The 17,963-nt window shown below is 63.4% G+C and carries 17 protein-coding genes; 11 read left to right on the forward strand and 6 right to left on the reverse strand.

The window, feature by feature from the left end; all coding sequences use genetic code 11:
* Positions 1 to 16 precede the first annotated feature (16 nt).
* The 5 genes from JSS27_09655 (at position 17) to JSS27_09675 (ending at position 4,628) form a co-directional block, all read left to right on the forward strand.
* Positions 17 to 838: a glycosyltransferase family 2 protein gene (locus JSS27_09655; protein MBS0209207.1), complete on the forward strand. Its 822-nt coding sequence runs from the start codon at positions 17 to 19 to the stop codon at positions 836 to 838.
* Positions 835 to 2,592: a carbamoyltransferase gene (locus JSS27_09660; protein MBS0209208.1), complete on the forward strand. Its 1,758-nt coding sequence runs from the start codon at positions 835 to 837 to the stop codon at positions 2,590 to 2,592. Before JSS27_09655 ends, JSS27_09660 begins: the two co-directional genes overlap by 4 nt.
* A 31-nt stretch (positions 2,593 to 2,623) precedes the next feature.
* On the forward strand, positions 2,624 to 3,400 hold the full coding sequence (locus tag JSS27_09665; GenBank protein ID MBS0209209.1) for a methyltransferase domain-containing protein: 777 nt from the start codon (positions 2,624 to 2,626) through the stop codon (positions 3,398 to 3,400).
* A 64-nt stretch (positions 3,401 to 3,464) separates the two neighbouring features.
* The gene (locus JSS27_09670) at positions 3,465 to 3,935 is read left to right on the forward strand and encodes a DUF420 domain-containing protein (protein MBS0209210.1); all 471 of its coding nucleotides are present in this window, start codon (positions 3,465 to 3,467) and stop codon (positions 3,933 to 3,935) included.
* Positions 3,936 to 4,172: 237 nt separating this feature from the next.
* Positions 4,173 to 4,628 (forward strand): response regulator, encoded by a 456-nt coding sequence (locus tag JSS27_09675; GenBank protein MBS0209211.1) that lies wholly within the window; start codon positions 4,173 to 4,175, stop codon positions 4,626 to 4,628.
* A gap of 37 nt (positions 4,629 to 4,665) precedes the next feature.
* Here the strand turns inward: JSS27_09675 and JSS27_09680 are convergent, their stop codons facing one another.
* The 5 genes from JSS27_09680 to JSS27_09700 all read right to left on the reverse strand — a co-directional run bounded on the left by JSS27_09680 (position 4,666) and on the right by JSS27_09700 (position 10,965).
* Positions 4,666 to 5,682, reverse strand: coding sequence for a threonylcarbamoyl-AMP synthase (locus JSS27_09680; GenBank protein MBS0209212.1), 1,017 nt, complete (start codon positions 5,680 to 5,682; stop codon positions 4,666 to 4,668).
* Between the two features lie 126 nt (positions 5,683 to 5,808).
* A complete protein-coding gene (locus JSS27_09685; GenBank protein ID MBS0209213.1) occupies positions 5,809 to 8,031 on the reverse strand; it encodes a hypothetical protein in 2,223 nt (740 codons plus the stop codon).
* A gap of 257 nt (positions 8,032 to 8,288) precedes the next feature.
* A complete protein-coding gene (locus JSS27_09690) occupies positions 8,289 to 9,326 on the reverse strand; it encodes a TIGR03009 domain-containing protein (GenBank protein ID MBS0209214.1) in 1,038 nt (345 codons plus the stop codon).
* Between the two features lie 198 nt (positions 9,327 to 9,524).
* On the reverse strand, positions 9,525 to 9,704 hold the full coding sequence (locus JSS27_09695; GenBank protein MBS0209215.1) for an RNA polymerase subunit sigma: 180 nt from the start codon (positions 9,702 to 9,704) through the stop codon (positions 9,525 to 9,527).
* Between the two features lie 82 nt (positions 9,705 to 9,786).
* A complete protein-coding gene (locus JSS27_09700; protein MBS0209216.1) occupies positions 9,787 to 10,965 on the reverse strand; it encodes an alpha/beta hydrolase in 1,179 nt (392 codons plus the stop codon).
* Between the two features lie 267 nt (positions 10,966 to 11,232).
* Between JSS27_09700 and JSS27_09705 the strand changes: the two genes are divergently transcribed.
* From JSS27_09705 to JSS27_09715, 3 genes are all read left to right on the forward strand, one after another.
* A complete protein-coding gene (locus tag JSS27_09705) occupies positions 11,233 to 11,421 on the forward strand; it encodes a hypothetical protein (GenBank protein ID MBS0209217.1) in 189 nt (62 codons plus the stop codon).
* 339 nt (positions 11,422 to 11,760) lie between these two features.
* Entirely contained in the window at positions 11,761 to 11,988 is a 228-nt protein-coding gene (locus JSS27_09710; GenBank protein ID MBS0209218.1) for a hypothetical protein, read from the forward strand.
* Between the two features lie 191 nt (positions 11,989 to 12,179).
* Positions 12,180 to 13,136: a transglutaminase domain-containing protein gene (locus JSS27_09715; GenBank protein MBS0209219.1), complete on the forward strand. Its 957-nt coding sequence runs from the start codon at positions 12,180 to 12,182 to the stop codon at positions 13,134 to 13,136.
* A 153-nt stretch (positions 13,137 to 13,289) separates the two neighbouring features.
* Here JSS27_09715 and JSS27_09720 read toward each other — a convergent pair whose 3' ends face one another.
* A complete protein-coding gene (locus JSS27_09720) occupies positions 13,290 to 13,484 on the reverse strand; it encodes a hypothetical protein (GenBank protein ID MBS0209220.1) in 195 nt (64 codons plus the stop codon).
* Positions 13,485 to 13,910: 426 nt separating this feature from the next.
* Here JSS27_09720 and JSS27_09725 point away from each other — a divergent pair, with 426 nt between their 5' ends.
* The 3 genes from JSS27_09725 (at position 13,911) to JSS27_09735 (ending at position 17,896) form a co-directional block, all read left to right on the forward strand.
* On the forward strand, positions 13,911 to 15,752 hold the full coding sequence (locus JSS27_09725; protein MBS0209221.1) for a pilus assembly protein N-terminal domain-containing protein: 1,842 nt from the start codon (positions 13,911 to 13,913) through the stop codon (positions 15,750 to 15,752).
* An 80-nt stretch (positions 15,753 to 15,832) separates the two neighbouring features.
* Positions 15,833 to 16,474 carry a hypothetical protein gene (locus JSS27_09730; protein MBS0209222.1) on the forward strand — a complete coding sequence of 214 codons (642 nt, stop codon included), beginning with the start codon at positions 15,833 to 15,835 and terminating at the stop codon, positions 16,472 to 16,474.
* 90 nt (positions 16,475 to 16,564) lie between these two features.
* Entirely contained in the window at positions 16,565 to 17,896 is a 1,332-nt protein-coding gene (locus JSS27_09735; protein ID MBS0209223.1) for a tetratricopeptide repeat protein, read from the forward strand.
* Positions 17,897 to 17,963: the final 67 nt, after the last annotated feature.

Consider the following 17,963-nt stretch of genomic DNA (forward strand, 5'->3'; position numbering starts at 1 on the left):
CGACCATCAATAAGCCTTGAACCTGAACGATATCACCCCCGTCGTGCTGACCAAGAACGAGGAGCCCAACATCGGGCGTTGCCTCGACGACTTGCATTGGGCGCGGCGTGTGGTCGTACTCGATAGCCAAAGCACCGACGCCACCGAGCGCCTGGCCAAACAACGCGCGAACGTCGCTTGGTACGTCCGGCCGTTCGATGTGCTGGCTACGCAATGGAATCACGCGCTGACCGATACCGGCATTGAAACTCCTTGGATCCTGGCCCTCGACGCCGACTATCGCCTGACCCCCGAGTTGCTCGACGAACTACGCGCGCTTGAACCGCCGGCCGACGTCTCGGCCTACTGGGCGCGCTTCGTCTGGTGCGTCTGGGGGCGTCCTCTGCGCGGCACGGCCTATGGTCCGATCGCCGTGCTGTTTCGCAGCGGCCAGGCCCACTATCGCGCCGACGGTCACGCTCACCGCTTGGTGGTCGAGCGCGGCCGAACTGAGACCCTGCGCCACCCCATCGAGCACGACGATCGCAAATCGCTGCGCCGGTTCCTCGACTCGCAGTGGCTCTACATGGACCTCGAAGCGCGAAAGCTGCTCACCAGCCAGCCTGCCGGGCTGTCGCTGGCTGATCGGCTGCGCAAGACGATCTTGCTTGGTCCGCCGCTGGTGCTCGTCTATTGCCTGGTCTGGAAGCTCGGGCTGCTCGACGGCTGGGCCGGTTGGTACTACGCCTTGCAGCGCGTGGCGGCCGAAACGATCCTAAGCCTGAAGCTGATCGAACACCGCCTTGGCGCGCGTTCAGCCGACGCTTCCGCTACGGCCTCCAAGGACCGACAGCCGTGATCATCCTGGGAGTCAACGCCTATCACGGCGACGCCTCGGCCGCGATTGTCGTCGACGGCCAGTTGTTGGCCGCCGTCGAAGAAGAACGGCTCGTCCGCGTCAAGCATTGGGCCGGCTTTCCGGTCGAAGCCATTCGCTATTGCCTCGGCGTGGCGGGCGTTACACCCGGCGATGTCGATGTCCTGGCGGTCAATCGACAGCCGCGGGCGCACTTGCTGCGCAAGGTCGCCTTCGCTTTGCGGCGTCGCCCGTCGTGGGGCCTAGTGCGAGATCGGCTGCGCAACGCGGGGCAAATTCGCGATGTGTCCCAAGTCTATCGCGAGGCGTTCAAACTGGCCACCGGCGCTGCCGCTCCGCGGATCGAGCACGTCGAGCACCACGTCGCCCACCTGGACAGTGCGTTCTTGGTCTCCCCTTGGTCGCGCGCGGCCGTTGTCTCGGTTGATGGCTTTGGCGACTTTGTCGGCGCGATGTGGGGTGTGGGCAACGACCAGCAAGTGCAAGTCGCCGATCGGGTTTACTTCCCGCACTCGCTGGGCTTGCTCTACCTGGCTCTGACTCAGTTCCTGGGCTTTCCGCACTATGGCGACGAGTACAAAGTGATGGGCCTCGCCGCGTACGGGCGTCCGATGTTTCGCGAACAATTCAGCAAGCTGGTCCAATTGCTCCCCGAGGGGCGCTTTCAACTTGGACTCGACTACTTTGTCCACCATCACTCGGGGGCGAACATGACGTGGGACAAGGGGGCGCCGACGATCGGGCCGGTCTTCTCGGCGGCCATGTCCGCGTTGCTGGGGCCGCCACGCGCGCCGACCGAGCCGATCACCGAGCGACATCACGATCTGGCCGCGTCGCTGCAAGCCGCCTATGAAGACGCCTTCTTCCATCTGCTGAATCACGCGCAACAGGTCTCGGGGCTCGACAAGTTATGCCTGGCTGGCGGCTGTGCGATGAACAGCGTCGCCAACGGCAAAATCTCGCTCCGCACGAAGTTTCAACAGACCTACATCCCCCCTGCCCCGGGCGACGCCGGCGGTGCAGTCGGCGCGGCCTTCCACGTCTGGAACACCGTTCAGCAACAGCCGCGCTCGTTCACGATGGAATCTCCCTACTGGGGGCCCGAGTTCAGCGACGCGCAAATCGCCGCCGAGATCGAACGATCCACCGAACTCCGCGCGGCCGCCGAGATCGAGCATCTCGATGAACAGGCTTTGGCCGAGCGAACGGCCGACGCGCTGGTGGCTGGTAATGTGGTCGGCTGGTTTCAAGGCCGGCTAGAGTGGGGCCCCCGGGCGCTGGGAAGCCGCAGCATCTTGGTCGACCCGCGGCATCTCGAGATGAAAGACATCTTGAACGCGCGGATCAAGCGCCGCGAGGGCTTCCGGCCATTCGCGCCGGCCATCCTTGAGGAAGCGACCGCCGAATACTTCGAGCAGACCGAGCCCGACCCGTTCATGTCGCGGGTCTACAAGGTGCGCCCAGAGAAGCGCGCGGCCATTCCGACCGCCGTCCACGTTGACGGCACGGGACGACTTCAAACCGTGCGCCGGTCGACCAATCCGCGCTATTGGGGCGTGATCGACGCCTTCCGGCGCCGCACCGGCGTACCGATTGTCATCAACACCTCGTTCAACGAGAACGAGCCGATCGTCCATCAGCCCAGCGAAGCGATCGACTGCTTCCTGCGGACCAAGATGGACGTGCTGGTGCTGGGTTCTTACTTCTGTCGCAAGCGTCCGGCGCCGCAGGCCTGATACCGTGGCAAGCATTCCTTAACGCAGGACTATGGATCGCTCCTTTCTCGTTCGCTGGTTCGGTTTCCCCGCCACGTTGATTCATGGCGACACGCTGGTCTATGACCGCTGGCAATGGCTGCGCGCGCGGTTGCCGGTGACCGATCGCGAGCCGCGACTGATTGACATCGGCTGCGGCACGGGTGCGTTTACCATCGGCGCTGGCCGGCGCGGTTACCGCGGCTTGGGCCTGAGCTGGGATGAAGCCAACCAGCGCGAAGCGCGCCGCCGCGCCGAGCAATGCCAGGTGGCGAACGTCGAGTTCGACGTGTGCGACGTCCGCTACCTGGATCAGCGCGACCAATATCGCGACCAGTACGACGTGGCGATTTGCTTGGAGGTCATCGAGCACGTTCTGGACGACGAGCGTTTGATGCGCGGCATTGCCCGGTGCGTGAAACCTGGCGGGCGCGTGCTGCTGACCACTCCCAGTTTCCATTACCGTGCAATTACGCCCAGTGACGATGGCCCCTTTCGCCCGGTCGAAGACGGCGGCCACGTGCGACGCGGATACACGCCCGAGCGGTTGCTCGCGCTGTGCCATGCCGCGGGCCTGGTCGAACCTAAGATCAGCTACTGTAGCGGGTTCCTCAGCCAAAAAATCACCTGGCTATTGCGCGTGATCGGTCGCTGGAATCATTGGCTAGCGTGGGCCGCTATCCTGCCGCTGCGGCCGTTTGTCCCCTGGTGCGATCCCCTCTTGAGCCGGTTGATCGGTTGGCCGTATTATTCGATTGCTCTCGAAGCCCGCCGGCCCGAGAGCGCGTGATCCATCGCGATTCGGCGCGCCGCGGCAATCGACGTCGAACCGTTGCACAACTTGCGAGCTTGTGATGACTCTGGCTGTTGATGGTTTTCTGGGCACCCGCGCTTCGTTCATGCTCGACGTGGTCTTTCTGGCCATGTTTGCCGTGGTACCGATCATGTTCTGGAACGTCTGGCTCGTGCGGAGCCGGAAGAACTATCGCTTGCACAAGCGTGTGCAATTGCTGCTGGGAGCGGTGCTGCTGCTGGCCGTCACGCTGTTTGAAGTCGACATGCGCGTCAACGGCTGGAAACACCGTGCCGTTGATTCGTCTTATCCCGGCCTGGTGATGCCCAGCTTGTACATTCACTTGTGCTTCGCGGTGCCGACGGCCGTGGTTTGGAGTTGGGTGATCTTTCGCGCCGTGCGCCGGTTCGCACACGATCCGGTGCCGAACATGCACAGCGTCGAACACCGCCGCTGGGGATGGATCGGCGTGTTCCTGATGACGATGACGGCCCTGACAGGTTGGGCCTTCTACGCATTCGCCTTCATCTAACGATTGCGCAACGGCTGCCGCGGTCAGCCATGCGCGGTTCAAGCAATCGTTAGCTCTTGCCTTGGCGACACTCCGCCAGCCCCCCCTAAAGTGTCGGTTTTCGCGGAGGAGCCAAAGCGAATCCTCGCAGATTGCGCTGTACTTTTTTTGCCTCCAGGCACAAAATGAGAATAGCTTATTGAAATGCTGCCAGAGGTTTGCTTGGCGGCCCGCGCAGGACTTGCGGAGTACGCGGCAATGCCCGATACCGTCGGACGAATGATGGAGATTCTGCTCGTCGAGGATAGCCTGGTCGACGCGTGTGCCACGATCGGCGCGCTGCGTCACTCTCAGGTCAAGCACCGGCTCACGCTGGTCCGCGACGGTGAAGAAGCGATTCTGTTCCTGCAACGCGAGGGGCGCTTTGCCCGGGCACCGCGGCCCGATCTGGTTCTGCTCGATTTGCACCTGCCCAAGCGGGACGGCTTTGAAGTTCTGACCGACATGCGAGCCGACGAGCATCTGCAAACGATTCCAGTCGTTGTCCTCACCGCGTCCAATGACGAGGCTGATCGTACGCGCAGCCAGTTGCTCGACGTCGATTGCGACAATTACCTGACCAAGCCAGTGAACCTCGACAAGTTCGTCGAAGTGGTGCGGCAGATGAAGCACTACTGGTTCACCGATCTGATCCTGGCCAAGGCGGCCGTTTAGCTCGATCTCATCACTCGCGCGCCACTCGATTTGCACTTCAAATGCGGCAGGCTGCGCGGCGCAGCCGATCCTGAATCGCCAGCCATGCGTGATCCTCGGGGGGAGTGTCGACCACGATTCGCGTGACGTCCGCCCCTTCTAGTTCGTGCAGCGCGGCATATAACCGCGCCGCATAGCCCGCCGGTTGCTCGGGCATTTCGATCGCGACCAGGGCACCGCTGCTCGACGCTTCGGACTGAGCAGCGTGCGACGCCCAGCGCAGCCAGCCCACCCGCTCGCCGGCGGCCAACAAGCCCTTCACGCGCGCCGCGGTCTCGCTCGCCGGCAAACATTCCAGCGGCACCAGCGGCGCGTAGTGCCGCGCTAATGTCCCCGGCGAAGCCAGCGGCGCAGCGTCATTGGCGCCGGCCCTGACGTCTCGCACCACCACGGGCTGGTCGAGGGCCGCCTCAAGCTGCGCGGCCATCAACGGGCCAGGTCGCAGGATGTTTACCTGGCCATCAACGCAACCGACCACGGTTGACTCAATTCCCCCCGAGGTCGCGCCGGCGTCGATCACCAGTTCGATTCGGCCGTCGAGCATGCCCAGCACATGGTCGGCCGTGGTGGGCGAAATGCGCGTCGAGCGATTCGCGCTAGGGGCGGCCAAAGGGGATTGGCCGAGTTCGATCAGCCGACGCGCCACCGGATGAGCCGGCATCCGCAGCGCCACGGTCGCGCCGCCGCCGGTAATCGCGTCGCTTACCGCCGGGCCGCGCGGCACGACGATCGTCAACGGCCCGGGCCAGAACCGCTCGGCCAAGCGCGCGGCCCAGTCGGGCCACTCGACCGCTAGCGAGCGGGCCTGCTCGAGGCTGGCCACGTGGACGATCAACGGGTTGTTCGAGGGGCGGCCTTTGGCTTCGTAGATCCGCCGCACTGCCCTTGGATCGAGCGCGCTCGCCGCCAGCCCATAGACCGTCTCGGTCGGAATCGCCACCAACCCGCCGGCTTGCAACACGCCCACCGCGCGGCGCAAGACCGCCTCATCGGGCAAGTGCGGATCGACAATCAGCCGTTCAGTCTTCACCGCTCACTCAACATGGTCAAAATCAATGAGAATCGCCAACGGCTGAACGATAGAGGATTGTGGCCGAGAGCGAAAGGAGCCACCACCGCGCGGAAGCGGACAGGTTCGCCCCTAAGCGTCGGCCTGGCGGACGACGATCCGGTTGCCACGGGCCTGGACGACGACGACTTCGTGATTCCGGTCGATGAACTGACCTTCGGCAATCACGTCGATCAGGTCGTCGCCGAACTGGGCCTTGCCGCTGGGCAACAGCGGCGTGACCGTCGTGCCGTGCTGGCCAATCAAATGGTCCCAGTGGACCAGCGATTCACGCTGGGCCAGCTCGGACAACTCGTTCCCCTTGGGGGGCGCGAGCAACATCCGATTGAACATCGGCGTATGAGGCAAGTAGCGATTCATCAATACCGCCGCCGCAATCGCCGCCATGGCCGCGGTGACCATCACCGTCAGCGTCGTCTGTAGGTGCAACACCTGGTATTCATTGCGCGGCAAGACAAATGTCTGGCTGGCCAGGATCACCGAGCTGATAATCATCAAGCCGCCGGCCAGCCCGAACACCGCCACGCCTGGAAAGACAAAGAACTCCAGCGCCAAGCAGACAATGCCACCCAGGAATAGCAACACCTCCAGCCAGCCGGCCGTGCCACCCAGGTACTGCGCCCAGAAATAGAGCATGAAACAGACAGCGCCGACGATACCTCCCAGACCGATGCCAGGCGATTGCAACTCGGCATACAGCGCGGCCGCGCCGAGGAACAACAAGAACCAGGTCACGCCCGGCGAGCGCAGCGCGTCGATCAACGTGGTGGCCCAGGTCGGCTCGATCAAATGAGGATCGGCTTCCAGACCATAGCTGGCCTTCAGTTCGGCAAAGCTATCGACCAAGCCCGAGGCCAGCCCCAACTCTTCCCCCTGATGCCCGGCAACCTTCAATAGATGGCCGCGGGTCGTCACTTCCTCTTCCTTGCGCCACTTGTCGCCGCCGGCGTTCCGCTCGATTTCGCGCAAGGCCTCGTCGCTCAGATACTCGACCACGCCGTCCCGCGTGCGCACGCAACGATAGACCGCCAACTTGTCGTCAACCATCGCCGCGGCCAGCGACGGCGAGCGGAGCTTCTTGACGCAGATCAGATTGAGCGACTGTTTTATCAGCGGAATAGCCGCTTCGTCGTACACGCTGGCCCCCGCACCGCCCAGAACGGCCGTGGGATGCATGATGATCTGATCGCAGGCCAGAGCGATGAACGCCGCGTCGCCACGCGCTTCGTGCGGGACATAAGCGATCGTGCGAATCTTCCCCGCCGGCAATTCGGCCAGATAGTTGGCTAGTTCCATACTGCCCCCCGGCGCACCGCCGGGACTATCGATCCACAAGCAGATCAAATTCAGCCCCTGCTCCGAAATTTTGGTTCGGACCAGGTTCTGTAGCTTGGCCAATTCCTCCGCCGAAAGCACGCCCTTGATGTCAAATCGCGCCGCCCGCCATTCGCCGCCGAACGAGGCGTCCTCTTGCAGCACGTCGCGCGGCAGCTTCCAGAGCTTGGCCACCTCGAGGCGATCTTGCGCCAAGTAGTTGACGATGCCCATCTCGCGACCTTGCGCGCCGGTGAACAGAGCCGGCTGGCCCGGTCGCTTGATCGTCTTGACCACCCGGATTGGCTTTTCCTTGCGTAGCTCGTCAAGTCGCGAGGCCAGCACGTATTCGCGGCTGACATCGGTGGCGATCTCGACCAGTTCCGCGCTGGGGTCGAGCATGGCCTCGGCCACGTCGTGCGGAATGGTTTTGCGCCGGTCGGCGATTTCGCCATAGGCGCGGCGCATCAGCGGCTCGATCGCCGACTCGTTCTTGCCGGCGTCGCCGATTTCGGCGTCGGGGCGCATGACGATTTCATCGCAGGCCATCGCCACCAGCACGTTGTGGCCGTTGAGCGGTTGGTTGATATAGGCGACGGTCGTGGCGCCGCTGAGCGCCGGGCTCGACAGATACCGGGCCAGGTCATAGGCCTGGCCAAAATCGGTGCGGCCCGAGCTGAGTTCGATGATGAAGACCGGCCATTTGTGCTGGCGTTTGGCCTCGCGCATGGCGGTATCGACCGTGCGGCGAATCCGCTGGTCGACCTTGTCGGTGATCGCCCCTTTGACCTGCAATAACTGGCCGACGCGAGGCATCTCCTCGGCCGGCTTGGCGGCGGGGGCCTCTTGGGCCTGGGCCGGATACGAAGCCAGCGCCAGGGCCGCCAGCAGGTAGACGGCTACCTGGAACGGCCAAGCAAGTTCCGCAGCCACGCTCTGAGCCGCGAACCGCTGACGGGGAGAGGTCGTCTCGAAGGCCATGCTTCACGCTTCTGCGGATGCCCCGACGAGGGGGCTGCCAATATTGGCGCAACTGATTAGCGCCAAAGAATTTCCGAGCGTAGCGATTATAGGATGACAGGGGCGTTAGTCAAACTTTCGCTACCAGCCGCCGGAAGTGTCGACAGCCAGTTAACGCGCTAAGCAATTGTCGCGCAATGGCTTGCCCCGGTCATGGCAGAAGATCGCCGACACTGGGGGAATGGTGCGCGACAGTCCGGCGATTGATTACGACGCGGTTAGCGGCGTTGGACCGCGCCGGGGCCGGCGGGCTGTGGAACGCCCGGCTGAGGCGCGCCGAGTTGAGGCGTGGCCTTGTTGGCGATGGGAGCCGCCGTTGGGTAATTTGGCGGCTGCAGTTGCTGGGGCGCTTGCGCCGCCGCGGTCGGCGGCTCTTCGACAACTCGCGTCCAACCCAACGGCGTCGAGGGACTAACGAAGGCGTTCATGAACTCGTTGAGCCGGTCGATCACACCGTTTCGCTTGATGTTCCTGAAGGCGTATACCTTGGCCACGCGCTTGCGCGGCGAGTCGTCGGTCGGGGCGAAGACTTGTACCGCGGATGGCAGCAAATCGTTGGCATCGAGAATCACTTCGACCTTGCGATAGTTGGCCAGGTCGGCCGCTCGTTTGGGATACGCTTCGACCCAGACCTGATTGCGCGCATTCGAGGGGGTGATGATCCGGACCCAGTAGCGTTCCTTGAGCTTGCGCGCCTCGACGCCGAACACGAACGGCAAGGGGCTCTCCGTGATCAGCTTGCCTTGCATCTCGGCCGGCAAGCGATGTTCGACAATCCGCTTGTCGGCAAAGTCTTTGGTAAACACCGCTTTGCCGTCGCAAATCCAGCATTCGCCAGAGTCTTCTTTCTCTTTGGGCAACTCGATGTACGCGCCCTTGTCGGGTTTGGCAAACTTGATTTGCCCGTCGACCTGTCGGCGGGGCGTCTTGTTGGGGTCGGCCGCCGGAACCGTCCAGTTAGCGTCATAATCGAACAGCGTGAAGTCGCAGCTAAAGGTCACGATCTGACCGCTGCGCTGCTCCCACGCAAACAGCAACTGGTCCACCCCCGCTTGCTCTTGCGGCGTCAGGGGCGGGAAAGGGAGCAGCGGCTGCTGCGGCGCAAGCGGCGCGCCTTGGGGCATGCGCGGATCGACGGGGCCAGCCTGGGGGCCAACGGGGGGCTGGGCCGGAAGCGGTTGCTGAGCCACGACCGAGGTGGCCGCGATCAATATGACGAACGCCCAAATCAGCAGACTGCGCCCAGCTCGCCACATCGAAGTGCTCTCCTCGCCTGAACTAGATCAAATGAACGACGCACCGGCCGCGCGTCGCGCAAAATCTGTGGCGACAGCGGGGGCGCAGTCCATGAAGCGAGGGTTTATAGCAACTCGGGCCCACGGGCCCTAGAGCAGCTTGGCATGCTAGCTGGGGGTGAATGCCCCGGCCCCGCGTGCATGCCGCCAACCGCGACCTTATTTCTTCTTCTTGGCGGCCTTCTTCTTGCCCGATGGCTTGGCTGCCTTGGCAGTCTTCTTAGCGGCGGCCGTGGCCTTACCGGCCGACTTCTTGCCCGACGACTTCTTGGCGAAGACGGAATCCCAGTTTTCGGTGAACAAGGCGCTGGCGCCTGTGCGAACAATCGGACCCGACATTGTTGCGATGCTCCGCTAAGTGAACAGATGAAATGAGTTGGCCAGGGCTCATTCTAGAATAGCCGGGCGCGCAAGCAAGGGTTCATGGCGCCGCGGCAGGCTTCTCGCTCGACGCTTCAGGCAGGCTGACTTGTTGCATCGCCACGGCCGTGACGGCAGGCAAGTCAAGAAACATCGCCTGACTGCGAATCGTCAACATCAGCGACGATGAGGCTAGGAAGTGGGACCAGCCGTGCCGGCGGCCGAGTTCCCCCCCCGTGTTGCGATACTGAATCTTCTTGGCATCCTCACCCAGCGTCGACAGCCCCGCCACGCCCCGATTGCCAATCGCCCCCACGCTCCCCCGATGTGCCAGAAGCCGATAATGGTGCAACACCATGTCGTGCGGATTATAGAGGACGGCCACGCGCTCGACGTCCTTCGTCGCCAGGCCATAACGCCGGTTCGGCATCAGCCAATCTTCATCGACCGCGGCAGCGACCAGGATCGCTCGCACCGGCGCGACGCGCTCTGGCGCGGCAAAGTCAATCGGTCGGCCGTTCAACGCGCCACCGGCCAACAGGTGGAGCGCCCCGCAGCACACCCGGCCCCCCAGGCTGTAGCCGATCACGCTGACGCGGACCTGAGGATTGATGCCCGACATGAACCGGGCCAGGAACCGCGCTTCGACATCGGCGCGGCAAGCCTTGGCGGCGACATCTTGCACCGGGCGATGGTTGCACGGCATGGTGGGCCACGACCAGATCACGAACCGGAGCTTGCCCGAGCAGCAACTGGCTCGCAACCGCCGCCAAGTGGCCAGCCCTTCGCTCACGGCATTCTCGGGCGAGTGGCGATAGCCGTGGATCAACACCACGGTCGTTACGGTGGGATCGTCGGTGGCCTGGAAATCTTCCCACGCGGCCGAGCGCCAGCCTTGGCCGCAATCGTAGCGCTGCCAGCGCCAGGCGGGCATCTGATCGCTGCAGCAACTGCCGCCGATCGCACGAGTGTTCACCAGCCAGGCCGACTCGTTGAGCGAAAGCGCGGCATCGGCGGCCGAGGTTTCAAGGGCCGGAGTCGCTGCCGCTAGCGCGTCGTCAGCGTCGATTGGCTCGGGCAACTCGCCCAGCGCGGCAGAGCCGGCAGGCAACTCGTCGGCCGCAACCGCGGCACCGAGCGCTGGTCCGCTGGTGGAATCAGATGACGCCGTTTCGGCGCGCGCGCCGGCCACGGCCCACAGGCCGATCGCCAAGGCGATGATCCAGCGACGTGCATCCATGGCCGCGAGCCAGGTCGTTGGGAAGTGTAGCGGTTATACCGTCCGTGACGGTCCGTCGGGCGGGGCACGCATCTTTGTGCGCGCTCCCGCAGGCCCTCAACTTTACCCCACGATTCGACTCGGTGCGTTGCTTTTTTTTCAACCGGCCAAGTGGCGAAAAAACCACGCGTTGCGTTTGCACATCGCAAACCCTGGGGTAGAGTTGCTCGACCCCAGGCCGCACTTTCGCCAGCCGAGACGGATCTGAACATTGAGGAGACGGAAATCATGAACAAGCTTCTATGGTTAGCAGTCGTGGCGGTTTCGCTGTCGACGGCCGGAGGCTGCTCGTGGTGGAACAACATGTTCCATCGTGGTCAGCCCTGCAACTCGTGTGGCCCAACGGGCGCCTATACGGCGGCCCCGGTGGTCAGCGAGCCAGGCGTGACGTACGCCCCGGGCCCGATGGCCAACTAGTCCGCGCTCTCTGAACTGACGACTTGTCGTCGGCAATACCTGGACCCCGTGGCGCTTGCTGAGGGGCTGCGACGCCACCCGCACGCAACTTGCGCGCTGCCCATGTCCAGGCCCGCCGGCCTTGGCTCACCCAATCGCTGGGAAATGCCGGGGCTGCTTTGCCGCGCGACGAGTCGAAGTCGTCAACAACGCTTGTCACGAGCGAGGCGTTCGAGCCATCCTGAACTCGGCGCCTCGCTTGTGGCAAGACGAGGCCAGCGCTCCACGGATCGCTGGCCAAGGGTCGTTTCGTCGGTGCGTCGTTCGCTCGTTTCGCACTGCTGATTAAGGAACGGAACTATGCGCCTTGCATCACGGCAGGCGTGTCCCTCGCGGCGCGGCCGCTTGCTGCTGCAGACGGTGTTTCTCAACGCCGCTAAACACGCGGGCCGAGGTCCGGTCGCGCCAGCCGCGCCGACGGTAGCGACGGTGACGCCTGGTCCGATTGCGCGGCCGCACTTCCTGCGTCGGGCCGCGGCAACGCCACATTCGGGTGTGGTGACCGACGCGCTGGGTTCACGCGCCTAGTCGCGTTCAACGGCGAACCGGCTGCCAATCGCGCCGGACGTAACGCGCCGCCGGGGGATCGAATTGCGCTAAATTCATATCGGGCCGCTTCTTTCCACCGCCGGTCGAAATAAGGTGGAATAGAAGAGGCGCCGCTGGCGCGTGCTTGTCATGCGCGCCGCTTGTCGCCTCGCCCCTTGTTCGAGGCCCCCATGACGCGAATCGCTTGCTGCTGTGCCGCCCTCTTGACCCTGGCTTCGTCGGCCAGCGCGCAGACGTTCGGTACTCCCACCGCGACCAAAGGCCCGCGCCCCGACAAGCAGCAGACTCACTTGCTGCAAGTGGGCATGATCGTGACGGCCGAAGGGGTCGCCTGTCAGGGGATCGTGGCCTCGGCCCAGGTGCCGATCGACTGGCCCGAGCAGGAAGTCAAGGAAGTCCGCCGTGAATTCGACGCCACGGCGCGCGATGTCAACTACAAGCAGATCGGCGCCACGGCCAAGCAGATGGCCGTCACCATGCCATACATCGCCCCGGGCGATTCGTGCAAGGCGATCGTGGTCTATGAAATCAAACGGACCAGTTTGCTGCCACCGGCTGACACTTCGATTTTCGTGAAGCCGAACCTGAAGAAGTTAAAGAGCGACATCCGCATCTATCTGGGCCCAAGCCCGAACATCGAATCGAATTCCCCCAAGATCAAGCTATTGGCCAAGGATATCACCAAAGACTCGACCAATGCCTGGGACCGGGTCGAGTTGATCTACGACTGGACGCGCAAGAACATCGAGTTCATCAATGGCCCGTTGAAGAACGTGCTGCAGACGTTGAAGGACGGCCGCGGCGATAGCGAAGAGCTGAGCAGCGTGTTCGTGGCCATTTGCCGCGCGGCCGAGGTGCCGGCCCGGCTGGTGTTCGTGTCGTGCCCGGGGCACTGTTACGCCGAGTTCTACTTGGAAGACGCCGACGGCCAGGGCTATTGGATTCCGTGCCGGCCGGCGGGCAACCGCGAGTTTGGCGGTATCGAGGAGTTCCGGCCCATCATCCAGAAGGGGGACAACTTTATTGTCCCCGAGCGGCCGAAAGACCGCCTGCGTTTTATTAACGAACACCTGACTGGCAGCGGCGGCGCGCCAACCGTGAAGTTCGTCCGCGACCTGACGAACTAAGCTATCAGAATGCAGCTATTGAACCGCAAAGGCGCGAAGGGCGCAAAGAAAACAGGCGGATAAGAATAACTACCTGCTGGCCCCCCGTCTCCGTGCCAACCTCGGTGCCTCAGTGACTCCGTGGCTAGCATTTTCCAAATAGGAGACTGGCTGCTAGCGCTCGGCCTTGGTCAGGCCCCAGTTCGCCAGGATCTGGTCGGCGCCAGTCGTCATCCGGCGGACCTTTTCGGTAATCATCTGCTTTTCCGAGACGCTGGCCTTCTTTAGCTTCGTGGCCAGCTTGGCCAGCTTTTCCCGACGCTTGCGGCGACGACGAATCTCTTGCGCGCGATCACTAATACCACCCACAGGAACTCTCCAGGTAAGCAGACAGCAGCCCGTAAACAGCCAGCGGCTCCCGGCCGCGCAAACGGAAGCTACGCATTTAACCATTCCGCATGTGGCGAGTCAACCGGCCAGCAACTCGTCCAGGGGGGCACCAAGCCAACGGCCAGCCGGAATTGCCGCTAGCGAACGCATGCCCGCAAAGCCGTCAACGAAAGCAATTCGGGCACAAACCGCATAATCCGCAAAGTTCACTCAACAACACTATCAGGCTGGTCCGAATTAAGTGAGTAAATCGTCCGAAGGTTTGGAAGACGCGGTAGCTGCCGCCATCGGCAGCGTCCCACGGCGCCTTCCATTTTTGGACGGGCAGGGTAGCCAGGATGGCGGACAGCCGCCTCATGGCTGGTGATTTCTCGTATGTCAGAGCAGTGCCCTATGGCTTTACCGATGAACTGCAACCAACCAACGTCGTTGCCGCCGAAGCGAGCTGCGCGCTGGTTGCACTGCATTGGTGTATTGGTCGGTTGGGCCTGCGCATTGAGCCAGGCATCGGCCCAGGCGCCTGGCTATCCGCCGCTGCCGATTCCACCGCAAGCCGGGCCGCAACCTTCGGTACAAACCATCGACCCAGGCGTCCGCAACCAAGCGCCGCAAAGCGGTCAGGTGTTCTTCCTGCCCAACGCGCCCACGAGCAACGCTCCGGGCGCCACGACCGAAGCCAAGCCGGTGGCCAATACCGTGCCGCCGGTCGAGACGGCCAGTCCCGCCTTGCGCGCCAAGGTCGAGACCCTGATTGACGACATCCAAGATCCTGACGTGCGGCTCGACCTGCTGACGCGCAAGTCGCGACTGGTGCGGACCAAGTTGCCGGTCATGCGGGTGGCCATCGCCGATCCGTCGATTGTCGAGACAGTGCAGTTCGGCCCGACCGAATTCGAGTTGATCGGTCGCACGCCCGGCGAGACGACGATGACGCTCTGGTTCCACGGCGCGCCTCAAAATGGCTATCCGCCGAGCCTGCGATACCTGATCAAGGTCACGCGGGACGAACAAAACGAAGACCAGGCGCGGATCGAATATGGCGCCTTGCAACGCCGCATCAACGAGCTGTTCCCGAACAGCTATATCCAACTGATTCCCGTGCTCGACAAACTGATTGTGCGCGGCCAGGCCCGCGACGCGGCCGAAGCCGCCCAGATCATGTCGGTGTTGCGCGGTGAATCGATCGACCAGTCGGGCGCCACGCTGGGCCCTGGAGCGGGCTTCGGTTGGGGCGGGGGCGGGGGCGGTTTCGGCATGGGTGGTCGGATGGGCCGTCTCTACGGCGCGAATGATATGCCAGCCTCGTCGGTCGTGAACATGATCACCATCCCCGGCGAACAGCAAGTGATGCTCAAGGTTCGCATCGCCGAGCTGTCGCGGGCGGCGCTGCGTGAAATGGGCGCCAGTTTCAGCTACCACGTCAACGATGTCACCTTCAACGGGTTTCTGGGGATTGCCGGCGCTGGCAGCGTGGTGTTGAACAATGCCGACGTGCAACTGACCCTGTCGGCGCTGGCCAGCAACAATACGAACAAGGTTTTGGCCGAGCCCAACCTGGTCACGCTGAGCGGCTTCCCGGCCAGCTTCATCGCCGGTGGCAGCTTTGCCGTGCCGACCGCCCTCGTGGGCGCCGCCGGCGGTCTGGCCGCCACGACCAGCTTTCAAGGGTTCGGTACCCAAATCCAATTCACGCCAACGGTGCTCGATAAGGATCACATTCGCTTACAGGTCACGCCGACCTTCAGCGAAATCAACAGCGGCAACTCGGTGAACGGGATTCCGGGGTTGAATACGCGCAGCGTCTTTACCACGGTCGATCTCCGCGAAGGCCAATGGCTGGCCATTGCCGGCTTGCTGCAAGACCAGATGCAATCGTCCAAGGTCCGCATTCCCTGGATCGGTGACATTCCCATCCTGGGCGGCCTGTTCAGCCACGTGCGTGCGCAACGCGCCGAGACCGAGTTGGTAGTGCTGGTCAGCCCCGAGCTGATCCATCCGTTGGAACCGGACCAGATGCCGCTGATTCTGACCGGCATGGAAGTGACCGAGCCGGATGACGCCGCCTTGTACTTGCGTCAACGCTGGGAAGGAAACCCCGACGTCAATCACCGCAGCACGGTGTGGCCGATCTATCAGCAAGACAATTTCGACGCTCGGTTGCGGGCCTGCCGGGCCGCCAAATCGCAGTCGGGCTTTATGTCAACCGAACAATACTACATGAGCGGCCCGTTCGGCTTCTCGAACTGAGCCGCACCACGCAACGACCACACACGATCGCACGCGCCGCGAGGCTAGCCGGCGATTGATTCGGCCAAGGATGGCGAACGATGAAACTGGAAACCCGAGCCTGGATTTCGGCCAAGCTCTGCACCGCGGCGCTGGTGGCAGCCAGTTGCGGCTGCATTCATCGCGTGCCGGCGCGGGTAGGCTATTATCAACGGCCGTCAACGATTCCGCCTTTGGGAACCTTGACCGATCCGATCTGGCAGGCCCAGGAAGACAATGCCGAGCCGGCCAAGTTCATCGTCTTCCAACACGAGTGGCAATTGAACACCACCCGGCTGAACTGGGCGGGTGAAGATCACGTCAAGCAAATTGCCTCGCGGCTGGTCGCCGGCCAGAACTTCCCGGTGATGGTCGAGCGCAGCGAAACCAGCGCTCGCGAAGCGACGGAATACAAGTACCCAGTTCACGTCAACAGCGAGCTGGACATGAAGCGGCGCGAAGTGCTGGTTCACGCCTTGATGGCGTTGGGCGTGCCCGACGCCAATCAGCGGACCTTCGTCGCGCCGAACCTGGCCAAGGGCTTCAGCGAAATGGAAGGCGAACGAGCCTACTACCGCACGTTGTACGGCGGCATGGGTGGCGGCTTTGGCGGCTTTGGCGGCCAGGGCGCGTTCGGTGGTGGTGGCGCGATGGGTGGTGGGATGGGTGGTGGATTTGGCGGCGGTGGTGGTGGCATGTTCTAAAAAACTGCACGGCGAACGCGCCCTGGCCGGGGGGTACGGGGCGCGTTCGACTTTTCCACCGCAAACATCTAACACGGAGCAGGCACGAACGTGCAACGCAAACAACCCTCCCCTCCTGTCGAGTCGCTCGACTCGCTCCGCTCGGTCGCGCGACGCTCAATCTTGCTGGCGCTGGTGCTCTCATTCACCGGCTGCATGCAGCTTCCCAAGCTGCCGCCACTGCCCACGCCGGCCAATCGCCGCGCCCAGGAAAAACAGCGCATGGACATGGCGCGGCTGGCCGAAAACCATGCCAAGCTGGCCGAGGCGCGACAGGTCTACAACAAGATCCTCGAACGCAATCCCAAACAGCGCGAAGCCTGGCATCGGTTGGCGGTCGTCGCGTCGCGCGAGGCCAAGTGGGACGAGGCCGAGGATCACTATCGCCGCGTGCTCGAGCTCGGGGCGCCCAATGCGCAAATCCTCGGCGACATGGGTTATACGCTCTATCTACAACACCGCCTGCCCGAAGCGGAAAAGGTGCTGCGCGACGCGCTGGCCCAAGAGCCGCGGCATCGCTCGGCGTCGAACAATCTGGCGTTGGTGCTGGGTCAGCAAGGCCGCTTTGACGAATGCCTGGCCATGTTCCGCAACGTCAATGACGAAGCCGAGGCCGAATCGAATCTGGCCTATGTGCTGACGCAAATGGGTCAACCCAAGCTGGCCCAAGTTCATTTTAGTCGAGCGCTGTCGCTGAACCCTGAAATGAAGAAATCGGCGCAGGCGCTCCTGCAATTGGCTCGTGCCGAGGGTGGTGGCCAGCCGGTCGCGCCGGTGGTGGACCAGCGTCTGATCGCTGGCAACAACACCGCTGGCAATTACAACAACCCCGTCAACAACGGCCAGCCTGGCTTTGTGCCGACGGCCGCCCCGGCCAGCATGCCGCCCAACGCCGCGGTGTTCGGAGCGTACCAGGGCACTCCGATGACCTCGGCCAATGTGCAACCGGCGACGATGAACATGCCGAACAATGTGCCCGCGCAGACGTCGCCGATGTATTCGCCGACCAATGTGCTGCCGGCGGGTTATCTGCCGCAAGCGGGCGTCGCGCCCCAGCAAGCCGTGCCCATCCCGGCCACGCCGAACATGCCTGGCGCGCCTCCGGCCCAAAACGCGCCGGCGTTCTATAACACACAACGCCCGGCGGGCACGCAGGCCCCGTATGCCACGACCGCGTACCAGGGGCAACAGCCGGCCGCCATCTATCCTGGCGCTGGTTCGCCGCCGACTAACATGCAGCCGAACAACATGGTCCAGCCGTTTAACGTCGTCCCGGCGGGCGGGGGCGCCGCCGGGGCGACGAACGGCATTCCTTATGGCTCGCAGCCTGGCGCCACCACCAGCCAGTTGCCGCCGGGCTTCCCCGCGCCTTTCGTGCGCTAACCTACGCGAATAGATCGCTGACTGGCGAGGCTTGCACCAGCTCGCGCGGCTGGTTCAGGTGGTTGTA

The organism is Planctomycetota bacterium, assembly GCA_018242585.1.
GTDB lineage: Bacteria > Planctomycetota > Planctomycetia > Pirellulales > PNKZ01 > JAFEBQ01.

Excerpts from the sequence above, each read along its gene's own strand:
- JSS27_09665 (MBS0209209.1), top strand. The coding sequence starts at position 2,624 with ATGGATCGCTCCTTTCTCGTTCGCTGGTTCGGTTTCCCCGCCACGTTG.
- JSS27_09670 (MBS0209210.1), top strand. The coding sequence starts at position 3,465 with ATGACTCTGGCTGTTGATGGTTTTCTGGGCACCCGCGCTTCGTTCATG.
- JSS27_09675 (MBS0209211.1), top strand. The coding sequence starts at position 4,173 with ATGCCCGATACCGTCGGACGAATGATGGAGATTCTGCTCGTCGAGGAT.
- JSS27_09685 (MBS0209213.1), bottom strand. The coding sequence starts at position 8,031 with ATGGCCTTCGAGACGACCTCTCCCCGTCAGCGGTTCGCGGCTCAGAGC.
- JSS27_09690 (MBS0209214.1), bottom strand. The coding sequence starts at position 9,326 with ATGTGGCGAGCTGGGCGCAGTCTGCTGATTTGGGCGTTCGTCATATTG.
- JSS27_09695 (MBS0209215.1), bottom strand. The coding sequence starts at position 9,704 with ATGTCGGGTCCGATTGTTCGCACAGGCGCCAGCGCCTTGTTCACCGAA.
- JSS27_09700 (MBS0209216.1), bottom strand. The coding sequence starts at position 10,965 with ATGGATGCACGTCGCTGGATCATCGCCTTGGCGATCGGCCTGTGGGCC.
- JSS27_09705 (MBS0209217.1), top strand. The coding sequence starts at position 11,233 with ATGAACAAGCTTCTATGGTTAGCAGTCGTGGCGGTTTCGCTGTCGACG.
- JSS27_09710 (MBS0209218.1), top strand. The coding sequence starts at position 11,761 with ATGCGCCTTGCATCACGGCAGGCGTGTCCCTCGCGGCGCGGCCGCTTG.
- JSS27_09715 (MBS0209219.1), top strand. The coding sequence starts at position 12,180 with ATGACGCGAATCGCTTGCTGCTGTGCCGCCCTCTTGACCCTGGCTTCG.
- JSS27_09725 (MBS0209221.1), top strand. The coding sequence starts at position 13,911 with ATGAACTGCAACCAACCAACGTCGTTGCCGCCGAAGCGAGCTGCGCGC.
- JSS27_09730 (MBS0209222.1), top strand. The coding sequence starts at position 15,833 with ATGAAACTGGAAACCCGAGCCTGGATTTCGGCCAAGCTCTGCACCGCG.